At 35.2% G+C, this 15,916-nt stretch carries 15 protein-coding genes; 7 read left to right on the forward strand and 8 right to left on the reverse strand.

Going from position 1 to position 15,916, the window contains the following annotated elements; all coding sequences use genetic code 11:
• Positions 1-23 precede the first annotated feature (23 nt).
• The gene (locus IL45_RS11860) at positions 24-752 is read left to right on the forward strand and encodes a TrmH family RNA methyltransferase (RefSeq protein WP_036584211.1); all 729 of its coding nucleotides are present in this window, start codon (positions 24-26) and stop codon (positions 750-752) included.
• On the opposite strand, the gene porT is transcribed toward IL45_RS11860, so the two are convergent.
• Complete coding sequence (gene porT / locus IL45_RS11865) at positions 739-1,452, reverse strand: type IX secretion/gliding motility protein PorT/SprT (RefSeq protein WP_036585329.1); 714 nt, start codon at positions 1,450-1,452, stop codon at positions 739-741. The two genes, IL45_RS11860 and porT, sit on opposite strands and share 14 nt — an antisense overlap.
• Before the next feature lie 4 nt (positions 1,453-1,456).
• Positions 1,457-2,188, reverse strand: coding sequence for a bifunctional demethylmenaquinone methyltransferase/2-methoxy-6-polyprenyl-1,4-benzoquinol methylase UbiE (gene ubiE / locus IL45_RS11870; RefSeq protein ID WP_036584215.1), 732 nt, complete (start codon positions 2,186-2,188; stop codon positions 1,457-1,459).
• A gap of 156 nt (positions 2,189-2,344) precedes the next feature.
• Between ubiE and trkA the strand changes: the two genes are divergently transcribed.
• Together trkA and IL45_RS11880 are read left to right on the forward strand one after the other, a co-directional pair.
• The gene (trkA, locus tag IL45_RS11875) at positions 2,345-3,694 is read left to right on the forward strand and encodes a Trk system potassium transporter TrkA (RefSeq protein WP_036584218.1); all 1,350 of its coding nucleotides are present in this window, start codon (positions 2,345-2,347) and stop codon (positions 3,692-3,694) included.
• Positions 3,695-3,700: 6 nt separating this feature from the next.
• Positions 3,701-5,197, forward strand: coding sequence for a TrkH family potassium uptake protein (locus IL45_RS11880; RefSeq protein ID WP_036585331.1), 1,497 nt, complete (start codon positions 3,701-3,703; stop codon positions 5,195-5,197).
• Between the two features lie 70 nt (positions 5,198-5,267).
• On the opposite strand, the gene IL45_RS11885 is transcribed toward IL45_RS11880, so the two are convergent.
• Positions 5,268-6,455, reverse strand: a complete 1,188-nt coding sequence (locus tag IL45_RS11885) for a pyridoxal phosphate-dependent aminotransferase (RefSeq protein WP_036584221.1) — start codon at positions 6,453-6,455, stop codon at positions 5,268-5,270.
• A gap of 98 nt (positions 6,456-6,553) precedes the next feature.
• On the opposite strand from IL45_RS11885, the gene rsmG reads away from it, so the two are divergent.
• On the forward strand, positions 6,554-7,195 hold the full coding sequence (gene rsmG / locus IL45_RS11890) for a 16S rRNA (guanine(527)-N(7))-methyltransferase RsmG (RefSeq protein ID WP_036584224.1): 642 nt from the start codon (positions 6,554-6,556) through the stop codon (positions 7,193-7,195).
• Between the two features lie 55 nt (positions 7,196-7,250).
• On the opposite strand, the gene IL45_RS11895 is transcribed toward rsmG, so the two are convergent.
• Together IL45_RS11895 and IL45_RS11900 are read right to left on the reverse strand one after the other, a co-directional pair.
• On the reverse strand, positions 7,251-8,882 hold the full coding sequence (locus tag IL45_RS11895; protein WP_036584226.1) for a DUF6029 family protein: 1,632 nt from the start codon (positions 8,880-8,882) through the stop codon (positions 7,251-7,253).
• Between the two features lie 39 nt (positions 8,883-8,921).
• Positions 8,922-9,401 (reverse strand): TlpA family protein disulfide reductase, encoded by a 480-nt coding sequence (locus IL45_RS11900; RefSeq protein WP_036584227.1) that lies wholly within the window; start codon positions 9,399-9,401, stop codon positions 8,922-8,924.
• Positions 9,402-9,570: 169 nt separating this feature from the next.
• Between IL45_RS11900 and IL45_RS11905 the strand changes: the two genes are divergently transcribed.
• On the forward strand, positions 9,571-10,608 hold the full coding sequence (locus IL45_RS11905; protein WP_036585334.1) for an Omp28-related outer membrane protein: 1,038 nt from the start codon (positions 9,571-9,573) through the stop codon (positions 10,606-10,608).
• Positions 10,609-10,766: 158 nt separating this feature from the next.
• Here the strand turns inward: IL45_RS11905 and pruA are convergent, their stop codons facing one another.
• The 3 genes from pruA to IL45_RS11920 all read right to left on the reverse strand — a co-directional run bounded on the left by pruA (position 10,767) and on the right by IL45_RS11920 (position 14,064).
• The gene (gene pruA / locus IL45_RS11910; RefSeq protein ID WP_036584228.1) at positions 10,767-12,395 is read right to left on the reverse strand and encodes an L-glutamate gamma-semialdehyde dehydrogenase; all 1,629 of its coding nucleotides are present in this window, start codon (positions 12,393-12,395) and stop codon (positions 10,767-10,769) included.
• Positions 12,396-12,528: 133 nt separating this feature from the next.
• Positions 12,529-12,915: a Co2+/Mg2+ efflux protein ApaG gene (apaG, locus tag IL45_RS11915; RefSeq protein WP_036584231.1), complete on the reverse strand. Its 387-nt coding sequence runs from the start codon at positions 12,913-12,915 to the stop codon at positions 12,529-12,531.
• Between the two features lie 3 nt (positions 12,916-12,918).
• Complete coding sequence (locus IL45_RS11920; protein WP_036584233.1) at positions 12,919-14,064, reverse strand: DUF3667 domain-containing protein; 1,146 nt, start codon at positions 14,062-14,064, stop codon at positions 12,919-12,921.
• 233 nt (positions 14,065-14,297) lie between these two features.
• Between IL45_RS11920 and IL45_RS11925 the strand changes: the two genes are divergently transcribed.
• Positions 14,298-14,951, forward strand: a complete 654-nt coding sequence (locus IL45_RS11925) for a hypothetical protein (RefSeq protein ID WP_036584235.1) — start codon at positions 14,298-14,300, stop codon at positions 14,949-14,951.
• A 58-nt stretch (positions 14,952-15,009) separates the two neighbouring features.
• Positions 15,010-15,915: a peptidase associated/transthyretin-like domain-containing protein gene (locus tag IL45_RS11930; RefSeq protein ID WP_036584238.1), complete on the forward strand. Its 906-nt coding sequence runs from the start codon at positions 15,010-15,012 to the stop codon at positions 15,913-15,915.
• Position 15,916: the final 1 nt, after the last annotated feature.

Below are 15,916 nucleotides of genomic sequence, written 5' to 3' on the forward strand. Positions count from 1 at the left end.
GATAGTCAAAAATACAATTATAAATGGTTACAAAAAGCAGATTAAAGCTTCTCAAAAGTCTCTCACGTAAAAAGAATCGTGATGATCATCAGCTTTTTCTAGTAGAAGGTTATAAGTCTATTCTAGAATTATCTCAAACAGATTTAGTACGTCAACAAGTTCTCGTGACTGAAGGTCATCATGCATTAGATTCTTTACCTACTGATATTATCTCAAAAAAAGATATGTCAGGTGTCTCTACATTGAAAACGCCTCCAGGTTACCTCGCAGTATTTGAGATGCCTGTAAAAAAAGAAATTAATGTGGATGGGCTAGTTGTAGCGCTTGATGATGTTAAAGATCCAGGTAACCTAGGGACTATCATAAGGTTGTGCGATTGGTTTGATATCAAACAAATAATTTGTTCTGAAGAAACTGTGGATGTTTTTAATCCTAAATGTGTTCAGGCCTCGATGGCTTCATTAGGTAGAGTGCAAGTGGATTATGTAAACTTAGAAGAGTTTCTTAAAGACGCACAGCTTGATATCTATACAACAGCTATGGACGGCACGTCTATTTACAATATGAGCCTGCCTGAAAATGGTATTCTTGTAATGGGAAATGAATCTGCTGGTATTTCTGAAGAAATTATGAGCTTGGGTAGTAAAATAAGTATTCCACAATACGGCTCTCAACCTAGTACTGAAAGTCTTAATGTAGCAATGGCTACAGCCGTAGTTTTAGGAGAATGGAGACGCTCTACTGAAAAGTAAAGTTTAAGAAAATCCCTCTAGATTGCATACTAGAAATGTTTCCAGTATACGGACTGTTAGGATCCACGTCTCTTACTAACTCGTCATTAATAGCAAACACTCCTCTTATTGAAGGAGTGAATTTAAAATAATACAAGTAAAAGTCAATCCCGAAACCTAATTCATAATTAAACACATTAGTCACCTGACGGAACTGATTTGCACTATTATCATTAGGATTCTCTTCATTACTGGATAGATTACGTGACCACGAGGCGCCACCTACAATAAAAGGTTTCCAGTTATTTAATCTTTTAGTTGAAAACTTGACTAGTAAAGGGACGTTGATGTAAGTAGAGGTTACTTCTCTTTCAAAATCACCAGGCATTGTAAATGAAGGGTCTTCAAAGTTCAAAGTTCTAGTAACAAAACTTATTCCTGGTTCTAATCTTAGGTTTATATAATTGTTGATTTTTAAATCACCAATTAGCCCTACATTAAAACCCATCGATGTTTCTACAAAGATATCATCTGTAACTTCATTATAATCAAATTTATAATCATAAGAATTAAGCCCTAAAAAATATCCCCAGGTATATCTTTTCTCATCAATCTGACCTTGTCCACCAGTAGCATCATTAGATATTTTTTCCTTTACAGATTGCGCACTAGCGACTTGAAAGCCTATCATCAGGCTAATAAGGATAAGAATTGACCTCATATGATTATTTAATTGCTTTGTAAATAGTTGATGCACCATGGAATTGTAAAAAATGTTCCACATTATTAAACCCAACTTTCTTTAAAATATTGTTGAAACGTTCACCATAAGGAAAAGTCGAGGCGCTTTTTTGAAGATATCCATAGGCTATCTTATCCTTGGAAAATAATTTACCTATAGTGGGAACGACTAATTTAGAAAATACATAGTAACCTTGCTTAAATGGGAATTTAGTAGGGACACTAGTCTCAAGTATCACAAGTATACCTTGAGGTTTAAGAACACGTCTTATTTCTGATAACCCTTTTTCTAAATCCTCAAAGTTGCGTACACCGTAGGAAACAGTGACAGCATCAATAGAATCATTTTCAAAAGGTAAATCTTCAGAATCTCCTAAAACCATCTCGATACGATTGTCTAGATCTTCCTTTTTAACTTTTATCTTGCCAACTTCAAGCATACCACTAGATATATCTAACCCTATAAGTTTAGAAGCATTCGTCTTTTGCGCCATTTGTATTACTAGATCACCAGTCCCAGTCGCGATATCCATGATCGTATCTGGGTTAGTCGCAGCAATCATGTCTACCACGTTAGCACGCCATTTTTGGTCTAGACCTAATGATATCATACGATTAAGGCCATCATATTCTCCACTTATAGTGTCAAACATTTTAGTCACCTGTTCCTTTTTACTGCTATCTTCTTCGTTATATGGTTTAACCTCTTGAGCCACGATTCTAGTAATTTGTTACAAAGATAAGGTAGAGCAGTGAGGTTTGAGTAATTACGCTTTCGCGAAAGCAAAATATTAACAACACCTTACTAAAAATCAGCTTATCTCATTGGATTTTATAGCTTTCCAGTATCTTTGAATTATAGATTAGATTTTATGAAGATCATTATCGCCGGAGCTGGAGAGGTAGGTTTCCACCTTGCAAAACTCCTTTCTTATGAGTCGCAAAATATTACCTTAATAGATCCAGTTAAAGAAAATCTGCATTATGCAGATACGCATTTGGATATTAGAGCGTTGAGAGGTGATGCTACTTCTATTAAAATATTACAAGAGGCTAATATTCACGACGCAGACCTTGTTATTTCCGTAACCAGTAGCGAGACTACCAATATTACCGTATGTGTACTGGCAAAACAGTTAGGTGCAAAACGTACCATTGCACGTATTACCAATACTGAGTTTTTAGATTTTCAGGATGAAATAGGTTTTCAGCAATTTGGTATTGATGAATTAATCTCTCCTGAATCTTTAGCTAGTAAAGAGATTGAATTATTGCTTAATCAAAGCGCCTTCAATGATAGTTACGAATTTGAAAATGGTGCGCTTACTATGGTTGGTGTTAGTTTGCAACGTACAGCACAATTTGTAGGTAAGACAGTTCAGGAAGCTGGTGAGATATTCCCAGAAGTACATTTTATGCCTATTGCAATACAACGATTTGGCACTCAATATACTTTAATACCTCGTGGTGATACGCAGTTTAAAGAAGGTGATCAAGTATATTTTATCACTACAACTGATGGCGTTGCAGAATTATACAAGCTAACAGGAAAGACGAAGCATGTGATGAAAAACGTCATGATCTTAGGTGGTAGTAATATAGGGAAGCAAACGGCAAAGCATTTATCTGCAAATGGAGTCAATGTTAAACTTATTGAACAAAACGCAGAAAAGGCTTTTGATCTTGCAGATGAATTATCAGAAACTCTAGTTATTAATGGAGATGGACGTAATGTTGAATTGTTACAAGAAGAAAGTATCCACGAGATGGATGCTTTTATTGCTGTAACAGGGAATAGTGAAACTAATATTTTATCGTGTCTTATGGCTCGATCTAAAAGTGTCAATAAAACGATATCTTTAGTGGAGAATATGGATTACTTCCAGCTTTCACATAGTATAGGAATCGATACTTTAATTAATAAAAAACTGCTCGCAGCAAATAATATTTTCAGATTTATAAGAAAAGGTGATGTTGTTGCGATGACCAAACTCAATAACATGAATGCAGAACTGCTGGAGTTTATTGTTAAAGCCGGAAGTCCTATGTGTGATAAGTTTATTAAAGATGTTAATATACCACGTAGTGCTATTATAGGTGGTGTAATAAGAGATGGAATAGGTAATATTGTCTTAGGTAGTTTTAAAGTTAGAGAAGGAGATCGAGTTGTAGTTTGTTCATTACCGCGCTCTATTAGTAAGGTAGAAAAGTTATTTTTATAAATGACAATGACTAAACTCAATTATCAGATCATCGCCTATATAATGGGGTTATTGCTGCTATTTAATGGCGGTTTTATGTTGATATGTGCTTTGGTGAGTGCTATATATCGTGAAACAGAAGGTTATGAGATATTAGCAGCTAGTGCTGTTGCTATTTTATTAGGTGCTATCGTGATGTATCTAACGAGAAACCATGTGAAGGTTTTACATAAAAAAGAAGGTTATTTAATAGTTACTCTAGGTTGGTTAATCATGGCATTTGCAGGTACGATGCCTTATATATTTACTGGTTCCATAGGTAACTACACAGACGCGTTTTTTGAAACTATGAGTGGTTTTACTACTACTGGTGCTAGTGTTGTTAACGATATTGAGGCGATGCCAAAAGGGATTCTTTTCTGGCGCAGTTTAACGCATTGGATAGGAGGAATGGGGATTATAGTGTTAGCAGTCGCCATACTACCGCTTTTAGGAATAGGAGGAATGCAACTATTTGCGGCCGAGGCACCAGGCCCTAGTGCAGATAAACTACATCCACGAATTACTGATACCGCAAAAAGATTGTGGCTTATCTATGTTAGTTATACAGCTATAGAAGCAGTATTGCTACGTATCGCTGGAATGGGATGGTTTGACGCAGTAAACCACGCTTTAAGCACCCTATCTACCGGAGGTTTTTCTACTAAAAATGCAAGTGTAGCTTATTGGAATGATGCACCCGTGATACAATGGATTATCATCATATTCATGTTCATTGCTGGGATGAACTTTGTCTTGAGCTATTTTGCATTCAAAGGGAAATTCAGCAAAATTATAAGAGATACAGAGTTTAAATGGTATAGTGGATTTGTAATTGGGTTTAGTGTTATTGCGGGATTGCTTATTTATTTTCAAGCAGATGTAAGTTTATCAACTATTGATCATCCTATGGTATGGGGCGAGTTTGAAAGTGCTATGCGACACGCAAGTTTTCAAGTGTTAGCGATTATTACAACGACAGGATTTGTGAGTGCAGACTATACGTTATGGACGCCTTTTTTAACAATTATGTGTTTTGGGTTGTTTTTCTTAGGTGGTAGTGCAGGATCTACATCTGGTGGAGTAAAAGTGATGCGTCACATCATATTAATACGTAATGGTATTATGGAATTCAAACGCACACTGCATCCTAATGCTATTTTACCTGTGCGTTATAACGGTAAAGCATTACAGAGTGGTATCGTTTTCAATATCCTGGGATTCTTTATTCTGTATATGTTGTCGTTTATCATAGGAGCGACAGTACTTGCGGCACTTGGGCTGGATTTTGAAACGGCTATAGGTGGAGCTTTAAGTTCCCTAGGAAATGTAGGTCCAGCATTTGGATCTCTATCACCGGTTGATAATTTTGCAAATCTACCAGCACTGGGGAAATGGTGGTGTTCTTTTTTAATGTTGATTGGACGATTGGAACTGTTTACCGTATTGATATTATTAACTCCATTCTTTTGGAGGAATAGGTAGGGAATGAATTAAAAAAGCTGGTTACAATACTTTGTAACCAGCTTTTTTATTATAGATATTACTATAAGATTTAAGACAACACCTTTTCAATCCTCTTAATCGCCTCAGTAATCATATCTTCGCTCGCTGCATAAGAGAGTCTTATACAATTAGGTGCGCCAAAAGCATCGCCCGTAACTGTGGCTACAAGTGCTTCTTCTAATAATAATAAAGAGAAATCTGTCGCATTTTCAATTTTATGACCTTTAATCGTTTTTCCAAAAAATGAAGAAATATCTGGGAATACGTAGAAAGCACCTTCAGGGATGTCTGTAACAAACCCATCAATTTTCGATAATAATTCAAGTATTAAATCACGACGCTTATGAAATGCGTCTACCATATATTGAATTTTGGAAACTGGAGCTTCTAATGCGGTAATGACGGCACGTTGTGCTATACAATTGGTTCCGCTAGTGATTTGTCCTTGCATTTTGTTACAAGCACGCGCTATCCATGCTGGAGCTCCTATGTAACCAACTCTCCAACCTGTCATGGCAAATGCTTTACTAACACCATTTATCGTAACGGTACGGTCATACATTCCATCCACGCTAGCTATACTTGCATGCCCACTACCATAATTGATATGCTCATAGATTTCATCGCTTACTACAATAATTTCTGGATAGTCTTTAAGTACAGCAGCCAGTCCTTCTAGTTCTGCTTGGCTATAAACGCTACCGCTTGGATTATTAGGAGAAGAAAATAAGATCATTTTTGTGCGAGGCGTTATAGCCGCACGCAATTGATCTGGAGTAATTTTAAAATTTTGTTCTACGCCAGCTCTTACTTCTACGGGAACACCTTCTGCTAGTTGAACAATAGCGGCATAGCTTACCCAATACGGTGCTGGTAAAATACATTCATCACCTTTATTAAGTAATACCATTGCTACATTTGCAATCGATTGCTTTGCACCTGTTGATACTACAATCTGATCTCTTGTGTATTCTAGATTATTATCTCTTTTAAACTTTAATATAACTGCATCTTTCAATTCTGCATACCCATCCACAGGTGTGTATGAATTGTAGTTATCGTTAATTGCTTGTATAGCAGCTTCTTTTACAAATTCTGGTGTGTTAAAATCAGGTTCTCCTAGACTAAGCCCTATGATGTCTTTACCTTGCTCTCTCAATTCGCGTGCTTTTGCAGCCATTGCGAGTGTGGCGCTTACTGGTAAATTATTGATGCGATCAGATAGATTGTTTTTCATAGGATATGATATTAGATTTACAAAAATATCATTTCATTAATTCCTAGCTTTCATTTCACTAGATTATTAATGCGTTATTTTTGCACAAAATATTGACAGTGCATCAAATCATAAAAAATTATTTTCCGCATTTATCAGATCATCAAATGGAGCAATTTGCCCAGTTAGGTGATTTATATGCAGAGTGGAACTCACAAATCAATGTGATTTCTAGAAAAGATATCGATCAATTGTATACTAGACATGTACTCCATTCTCTGGGTATAGCTTGTGTAGTACGCTTTCGCGAAAGCTTGCCTAATACGCCAGGTGGCACCAGAGTAATGGATGTAGGAACCGGTGGAGGTTTTCCAGGTATACCTCTTGCTATTATGTTTCCTAAAACGAATTTTCACCTTATAGACGCTATCGGGAAGAAGATTAAGGTTGTAGATGCTGTTGTAGAAGCTTTACAATTAAAAAATGTCACTACACAGCATGGAAGAGCCGAAAAGGTGAAAGGCAAGTTCGATTTTATAGTAAGTCGTGCGGTCACTAACATGCCTGACTTTGTGAGTTGGACACGTAATAAAATAAGAAAAGATAGCTATCACGAGATTGAGAATGGTATTCTATATCTTAAAGGTGGTGATTTAACTGAAGAGTTAAAGCCATTTCCAGATACTTATATTTATGAATTACCAGATTATTTTGATGATGAATTTTTTGAAACTAAAAAAGTAGTTCATCTGCCACTTTGATAAATAAAAAAAGACCTCTGTGACGAGGTCTTTTTTTTGATCTAATTTTTGAAAACTAGAAGTTTGTTGAGATATTTAAAGTAAGCCCAGTGTTTTCTGGAACAAATCTACATACACCACCTACACAAACTAATCCACCGCGCTGTCGGCCATAGTTCATAGCGACACGAGTTCTTCCTCTAGTATAACTACCACCAACAGAATAGTAATGTATGTCAGTCTCGTCATAATTATATAAATCAGTTACGTACATGGATAGGTAGGGGCTAAAAGCATACTCTGCTGTTGCAGCAGCCCAGTTTCCACGATCAGCATCGGCACTTAAATGTTGTAAATCCATTCTAACACTACGACCACCGTCTAATTTATAAAGAGCATCTATAATGAAGGCGTCACCTCTTAAGAAATCTCCACTACCTTCAATTATTGTTGTGTTATATTCTGTGTGTACAGCAGTAAATATGGTTGAGAAGTTTCTGCTGAATCGTTTTTTGACTGCAACACTAGCTTCTTCAAAATATTTTTCATTTCTGCTCAGTAAAGATGCTTGATAAGTGTTATTTGTGACATCAAATGTTGCGTCTAATCCACTCCAATTAGCATAATTAAATTCAAATTTAGTACCGTATTTCCCACCTAATGTACTTCCTTTTTTTGCCGTGTAATAAACATCGATCTGACCACCTATTTCACCAGCTTTTCCTTCACCAGGTGATACAATTGGTTGTGGAGCGTAGACGTAGATATTTGAAACGGCATAATCTTGTTGTTTTGTATATCCAGGAACGTAATTAATAGTGTTTGTTAGAAATGCGTTACCACTAGCTTCTCTGTCCGAATAGAAGCCCATATTTTCTACGGCTCTAAATGTGGCATTAATTCCAAGTCCTTTCGTAGCATACCCAGTATTTAATAAGAGAGCTCTACCATCTTGATAATTATTATTGCTTACAAATCCGTCAAGAACAAAAGCATCTTGTTCCTTATAAACGTACTCAGCACCCAAGAAGAATTTACTAAAAGTTATATCTGCACGAGCACTATATGCACCAACGTCTGCAGGAAAGTTTAAGTCTGGACTGGTAGAGGTTTGATAACGGTTTACATAACTAGCTCCTATTTGTATTCCAGTTTCTAAATCTAGGGCGTTTGATAAATCTAATTCCGCATTTAGACCCGTGATCGTTCCTTCAGAAACCTCAAAGCCTACTCGTTGATTACCGGTAAAGGCTGTAGCTACTAAGTAATCTGTGAATTCATAATTAATGCGTACTCCTCTAATCGAGTTGTCTATTCCTAATTGTCTGTCTTCCCATGAACGATAGATAAGTCCACTACCAAATTGGTCGTAAAAATGACCTCCGGTAATATCTAAACCTTCATGTTTAAAATTAAGGTAGTAAGTTCCAATACCATTTCCCTTAAAGCCTTCAAAATATCCTAGCAATGGATTGGGTGCAAATAATTCATATTGAATACCTGCAGTGAATTTATCATAAGAATATCTAAGAGTAAAGTAATTATTAGAACGCAATTGATCCTGTGGTGCAATTGTACCTAGACCTTCATCATCTTGGTACCATTGACTATTAGATTCAAAGCCTCCAGAGAATGTTCCTCTATTTTCTTGGGCTATAGTTATTTGCATAGTAGTTAGAGCTACTATGGCTATCAATATTTTTTTCATTGTCAAATTGGTTGGTTAATATTGGCTGTTTGAATTGTTTTATCCTGCAAGTTCTTTAAACTTATCAAATAATTCGTCTTCAGCACCAGGTGTGAAGCTTGAGTGACGATATACTATGACACCATTTTTAATGATAAGGGTTAGTGGTACATTAGGGTTGCCCAAATGTCTTCTTACATCATTATTAGGGTCTAGAAGCACTGTATATTCCCAGCCTTTACCCATTACTGCTGGTTTAACTCTGCGTGTTGAACGGGAATCATCTACAGATATGGCAACAAGTTCAAAATTAATTTCCTCTTGCATTTCTTCATAAACCTCGGCAATTGTATCTAATTCTCTTATACAAGGTACGCACCATGTTGCCCAAAGGGAAACAACGACAGTTTTGTCATCGCTTAAGGTAGCTAAAGAAATTTCTTTACCATCTAGATTTTTTAGGGTAATTTCAGGTAAAGATGTTTGTGCTTTTGCAAAAGCGAAACTGAAAATCAAGGTTACAAATAATAAGTTTTTCATAATAATAAGTATAGTTAAGGTTTACAATGATATAAAGAATCATTGTAATAATCATGCCAAAGCTATTTTTCTCTAAATCTTCATTTACAAAATCTTTAACAAAAATTAGGATAATATTATGAAAACATTATATTTGAGCATCCATAATATAAATTTAAATAACAAACCAATGAAAACAGCAAATTTTTTAAAGACGATGATGTTATTCCTTGCTATAGGAATTGCATCATGTTCTACAAATTCAACCGATGATGGTGGCGGAACCGGAGGTGGTGGTACCAATGGCGTTACTTTAGAGTCTAGTAAGACTAGAGTTTATGATAATACTTTAGTAAACTTTACAGTAAGAGATGCTTCTGGCGCAATAGTGAGCTCTCAAGCTGTTATAACAGTTGATGGAACTCCTATTACTGGGACTTCAGCTATTTTAACAGGAGTGGGAACTAAGAGTGTTCAAGCAACCTTAGGTAGTGATACTTCAAATACGGTAAGCGTGAATGTGATCAATCCATCTTATTCAACTAAAGCCTTGATCGAAGATTATACAGGAGCTTGGTGTGGATGGTGTCCACGTATTTCTCAGGGAATTATAGATGTACACAACATGTCTGGTGGTGAGGATGTTATAGCAGTCGCTGTACATAATGGTGATGCTATGGCATTCCCGTTAGAAGCTAGCATGAGATCTCAATTTGGTGTTACAGGATTCCCTACAGGTATCCTAAATAGAGATGCTCGTTGGGCATCTGTTAGTGGTGATGCAATGAATATAGGCCAGCCTATGCAATTATTAAATACAGTTACGCCGGTAGGTCTTGCTATTAACTCTTCTGTATCTGGATCTACTGTTAACGCAACTGTAAAAGTTGGTTTTGATTTAGATCAAACAGGTATGAAATTAGTTGTAGTGCTATTGGAAAATGGAGTGGTTGCAGCACAAACTAACTATACAAGTAATTTTGGCGGTGGAAGTTCGATTCCTAACTTTGTTCATAATGATATCTTGAGAGCTTCTTTTACAGATATTTTTGGAGATGCTATACCAGCAGATCAGCAAGTAGGTGGTGGAGTTTATAGTGTTGATTTATCAGCTAGTGCCTCTGCAAATTCTACTGACTGGGATGTGGTTGCATTTGTTGTAGATGCAACTGGTGAAGTTGTAAATGTACAGAAGGCTGCTGTTGGAACTAATAAAGATTTTGATTAGTAATAAATTCTATTAAATGTATTTAAAAAGCGCTCTATGTTGAGCGCTTTTTTTATGCCTCAAATTTTATGATTAATCATAATAGGTTTAAAGAATGTTCATAGAATAAAAAAGCCACGTCAACTGACGTGGCTTTTACTATTTAAAACTTTTAATGATTATTCCCCTAGGAAAGGGTATCTGTAATCTGTAGGAGTTACAAAAGTTTCTTTAATCATACGTGGAGAAACCCAGCGTAATAGATTCAATTTAGAGCCTGCTTTATCATTAGTTCCAGATGCACGCGCACCACCAAAAGGTTGTTGACCAACCACAGCACCTGTACATTTATCGTTGATATAGAAGTTACCTGCACAATTTTCTAAAGCTGTAGTTGCTTGAGATACGGCATAGCGATCTTGACCTAAAATAGCACCAGTTAATGCATATTCACTAGTTTCATCAACTAACTTCAGCATTTCTGTATATTTATCATCCTCGTATACATAAATAGTAATTACAGGACCAAATAGTTCAGTCTCCATAGTAACGTATTTAGGATCAGTAGTCACGATAACGGTTGGGTCTACAAACCATCCTTTAGATTTATCGTAATTTCCACCGATAACTACATCTGCATTAGAATCGTTTTTTGCTCCGTCAATATACTTAGCAAGTTTATCAAATGAGCCTTCGTGAATCACTGCTGTAATAAAATTACTCATGTCTTCTGGAGATCCCATTTTAAAACTTTCTACATCAGTTCTAATTAGTTTCTCAACTTCTGGCCACATACTTTGCGGTATGTAGGCACGAGATGCTGCACTACATTTTTGACCTTGAAATTCAAATGCACCTCTTACAATGGCTGTTGCAACTTGTGCAGGTACAGCACTACTGTGAGCTACTATAAAGTCTTTACCGCCAGTTTCTCCTACAATCTTAGGATAAGTCTTATAGTTATTAATATTCTCACCTACTTTAGTCCAAAGACTTCTGAAGACAGATGTTGAACCTGTAAAGTGAACACCAGAAAAGTCTGGATGCGTCATTACTTCATCAGTCATCATTACTGGATCAGCATTTACCATGTTGATAACGCCATCAGGTACACCAGCTTCTCTAAATACTTCAACAATTACTTGAGCACTCAACATTTGATGATCGCTAGGTTTCCACACACATACATTACCCATTAAAGCAGCACTTGCTGGTAAATTACCTGCAATAGCGGTAAAGTTAAAAGGAGAGATACAGTAAACAAAACCTTCTAGAGGTCTGTATTCTAATCTATTCCATGCGCCCGATGTAGATTCTGGTTGCTCAGCATATATTTCAGTCATATACTGTACATTAAACCTTAAAAAATCTATTAATTCACAAGCCGAATCAATCTCTGCTTGGAAAATGGTTTTAGATTGATTAATCATTGTAGCAGCGTTAATACGAGCTCTATAAGGGCCTGCGATAAGTTCTGCTGCTTTTAAAAAGATACCAGCGCGCTGTTCCCACGGTAGTTGTGACCATGTTTTACGTGCCTCTATGGCTGTGGCAATTGCTTCTTGTACTTCTTTCTTTCCACCTCTATGATAATTACCTACAACATGTTGGTGATCATGTGGTGGTCTTATAGCTGCAGTATCGCCAGTTTTAACCTCTTTTCCATTAATATATAGCGGTACTTCTGTGTTTGCATTCCACAATTCTTTGTAAGCTGCTAGCACTTGATCTCTTTCTACAGTTCCTGGAGCATATGTTTTAATAGGCTCATTTACAGCAACTGGGACTTTGAAAAATCCTTTTCCCATGATATGATTTATTTTATAATTTCGGCGTGAAATTACAAATAATAGCTTGCTTTACGGTTGTATTATAACCTAAAGAATTCTTAATCTAGTAAATGAGAAATTTGATTCCGCTTTCGCGAAAGCGGAATTAGAATTAATTAAGTGCAAAAGGCGCACTGAGTTTAAACGCAGGTATTACAACGCCAAACTTTTTAGTCGTAGCAAAATCTACCATGGAATAATAACCACTCATATTGCCAAATGGTGATGATAGAAGGCAGCCGCTCTGATAAGTGTGCGACTCGCCAGGCTTGATGACTGGTTTCTGACCTATAACACCTTCGCCATCAACATGTTCAGTTTTGCTGAGACTATCTTTGATTTTCCAATGGCGGGAAGTTAGTTGAACAGAGTTTTTGCTTTGATTCTCAATTGTTATGACATAGCCAAAAGCAAAGTGCATCTTATAATTTTTATAAAATGTGCCTTCAAAACTGGTTTGTACAGAGATTTTAATTCCTCTTGTAACTTGTTGAATCATAGATTAAATACTTAGAAAAATACTTCCTAACATAAACAATGTGCTGCTTACCAATAATAATGCGAAAAATACAAAATTTATAAATAGAAACTTTATAATAGTCTTAAATCTACCTTGTTTGTAAAACTTGCGCATGGCTTTGTAAAGATATAAAGGTCCTATAATGCCAAAAAATAGTGATGCGATAATGTTAGTACCTGTAAAAGATTTTTCTGCGATGATCAGATAAAGTATCAGGAAGACAAAGGTTAAAAGATGAAAATTAAAAACCATGTGTTCCATATAATTCCACTTACCTCTTACATAAATCAACCAAAAGAATAGACTCATAAAAGGGGCAAAGAAAAATAGAAACAACGGTACCTTAGGAAGTATGATGTTGATCATCTCAATAGGTTGATCTGTTAAGTCACTGAATTTTTTTGCTTTGTTATATCTTGTGATGTTTTGATTATCTAGTCGATGTCCTAATTCATTTAATGCTTCACTGGTACTCTTTGATGGATGATTACCATAGAAGTTTGCATAATCAGTTACTTGACTGAAGTATTTTGAAAGGTAGCTTTGGTTATCAAGTTTTTCTTGTGTGTAATAGGTGCGACCTATGTTTAAAGTGGTTGTGTCCTTTTCAATTTCTTCGATAGCTTTGTCAATCGCTAATTTTTGATAAAAATTTTGATTGTCACCTAAGCTGTCTTGCTGATTTTTAATGAGCTCAATCAGCTCTGCTTTGTTTTGTGTCGTAGAATCTATACTAATATTAAAAATCCCTGCATTATTACTTTTTTGACTTTTAAGATGCGAGGTGTCAGAAAATTGAATGGCTAATTGAAGAAGTAAAAAGAAAACAATACTTACGGTTAGAAAAAACCGAAATGGATTTGCATACTCAGTTCGTTTACCGTTACAATATTGCTCTGTAACATATCCTGGTTTTATGAGAATGTGCGTTATAGTACGCCATACTCTAGAGTCGTATGCGATAAAATTTGCAAAGAACTCAGTAAAAAAATCCTTTAAAGCCAGTCGCTTAGTTGTATTGAGTTGACCACATTGATGACAGTACTTATCTACGATATCTAGTGGCGTCCCGCAGTTAAGGCATTTATTGCCTCTGTATTTTGCTAGTGATCGTACGGTAGGTTTCATATCGATGGTTGGTCGATGTAAAGGTATTGTAAAACTCTAAAAGGTTTGTTTAATTAAATGCAAATTCATATACATTTAGAATTCAACGTTTTGATAATATAAATTAATATATAGATATATTCTTGTTAATTATTTAATAAATGAAAGAAAAAACTCTTGAGTTTCTTTTTTTTTTTTTTTCATTTTTGAGTTGTCTTTGCAAGGATATCATTAATCATTAAAACTTTAAAATTATGAAAAACTTACAAAAAGGTTTATTACTATTACTAACTGTGATATCATTATATTCTTGCACTCAAGATAATATGGATTCCAATTCACGCGCTGATTCTCAGATTTTAACAAAAAGTATCAGTGAGGATTCTGAAATAACTGCAATGCAGTATTTTGAAAATTCACATGGTGTTGTTCCGACTCTGCTCGAAACTACTGAGATAATAGAAGTTGAAAGAGGAGCCATTGGATTATCTAAATTTCAAATTGGTGAAAACACTCAACTAGAGTTGTTTGCAACAATTAATTTAACTTCAGGTAATATAATTCATGCAATTGAAATTGATTGGTCAGCTAACACGTGGAGCATGACAGATGTATACTGGAATGAAATTGAATCAGGATTATTAGATGCAGATGGATTCGAAATTAACCAAGGTGATGATTTAATAAGTATAGCAGAAATTAATAGTGCTGCTGAACAACAAAATTATACAACAAATTCTAGAGTACGTGGTTTCGGTTGGACGTGTGGACCTATAGTAGAAAGTCCAGGAGGAAATTACAGGACTTGTTGTCATAGGTTGTTTTGGAGAAGAACTCAGCCTTGCGATCAATACGGTACAGGTGCACTTCCAGGACGTAATCCAAGAATCATTAGTGCTAATCGTTAAGAATTATTAATTTATTAATAAGGCGCAGTAAAATGCGCCTTTTTTAAACTATCAAATTATGAAATCATACGTTTTACTATTTTTTTTGTTTTATATAAGCATAGGGACTTCTCAAAAGTCCACAGTTATAGACAAAAATTCAAAGCAAATTATCCCATTTGCAAACTTTGTAGCAGACTCTATAGCTGTTTATAGTAATGAAAATGGAATGATAGATCTCAAAGAGTTTAATTTGGAAACTATGATTACAATTTCATCAATAGGATACCAATCGAAGAAAGTTAAAAAGAATGAGATTCAAGAAGTATTGTATTTAGAACCTGTAGATTATGTTTTATCACCAATAGTAATTGTATCTGACGAAAGAATAGTTGAAACTACCAAAGGATTGAAAGATTCTAAGAAATTAGGAAGTCAAATTCTACCATGTCATACTAATGTGTTCACTAAAGTTGTGCCTAATGAACAACTTTTAAATAAACGAATTTCTTCAATTAAGTTACCTTTTGATAGACATTCAGGAATGTCAAAGAAACAAAAAGAAATTTATAAGAATTCCAAATTGCTTATTCGACTTAATTTTTTCAAGGTAGATGGCGATAGTTTAGGGGAACTAATTTATTCTTCGGAAACTTTTAATATAATTACTGGTGATAATAAAGATTTGTCAGTTTCACTAAAAAATAAGGAACTAAGATTTTTAAAAGATGGATTTTATATTCAGCTAGAAAGTTTAGGAGCTGTTGATGACGAAGGTGAGTTTTTAGATTGTAATAGTGGATTATTTATGGCGAGAGCAAAAATATCAGATAAGGAATCTAAAGATTACAAAATTGAATCCTATAATTTGTCAGTTAATGGACAAATGGATATAACAAATCACCTGAATTACGCACAAGTTTTTGGTCAGAATGATTTAGACAAAAACTTCTTCCTTAATTATCAATTTACCTATTATAAATAAT

It is taken from the genome of Nonlabens ulvanivorans (assembly GCF_000732625.1).
GTDB classification, from domain to species: domain Bacteria; phylum Bacteroidota; class Bacteroidia; order Flavobacteriales; family Flavobacteriaceae; genus Nonlabens; species Nonlabens ulvanivorans.

Bases quoted from the DNA above. Each gene is read 5' to 3' on its own strand.
- IL45_RS11925 (WP_036584235.1), top strand. From the start codon at position 14,298: ATGAAAAACTTACAAAAAGGTTTATTACTATTACTAACTGTGATATCA.
- IL45_RS11930 (WP_036584238.1), top strand. From the start codon at position 15,010: ATGAAATCATACGTTTTACTATTTTTTTTGTTTTATATAAGCATAGGG.
- apaG (WP_036584231.1), bottom strand. From the start codon at position 12,915: ATGATTCAACAAGTTACAAGAGGAATTAAAATCTCTGTACAAACCAGT.
- porT (WP_036585329.1), bottom strand. From the start codon at position 1,452: ATGAGGTCAATTCTTATCCTTATTAGCCTGATGATAGGCTTTCAAGTC.
- IL45_RS11895 (WP_036584226.1), bottom strand. From the start codon at position 8,882: ATGAAAAAAATATTGATAGCCATAGTAGCTCTAACTACTATGCAAATA.
- IL45_RS11860 (WP_036584211.1), top strand. From the start codon at position 24: ATGGTTACAAAAAGCAGATTAAAGCTTCTCAAAAGTCTCTCACGTAAA.
- IL45_RS11880 (WP_036585331.1), top strand. From the start codon at position 3,701: ATGACTAAACTCAATTATCAGATCATCGCCTATATAATGGGGTTATTG.
- IL45_RS11920 (WP_036584233.1), bottom strand. From the start codon at position 14,064: ATGAAACCTACCGTACGATCACTAGCAAAATACAGAGGCAATAAATGC.
- trkA (WP_036584218.1), top strand. From the start codon at position 2,345: ATGAAGATCATTATCGCCGGAGCTGGAGAGGTAGGTTTCCACCTTGCA.
- IL45_RS11905 (WP_036585334.1), top strand. From the start codon at position 9,571: ATGAAAACAGCAAATTTTTTAAAGACGATGATGTTATTCCTTGCTATA.
- pruA (WP_036584228.1), bottom strand. From the start codon at position 12,395: ATGGGAAAAGGATTTTTCAAAGTCCCAGTTGCTGTAAATGAGCCTATT.
- IL45_RS11900 (WP_036584227.1), bottom strand. From the start codon at position 9,401: ATGAAAAACTTATTATTTGTAACCTTGATTTTCAGTTTCGCTTTTGCA.
- IL45_RS11885 (WP_036584221.1), bottom strand. From the start codon at position 6,455: ATGAAAAACAATCTATCTGATCGCATCAATAATTTACCAGTAAGCGCC.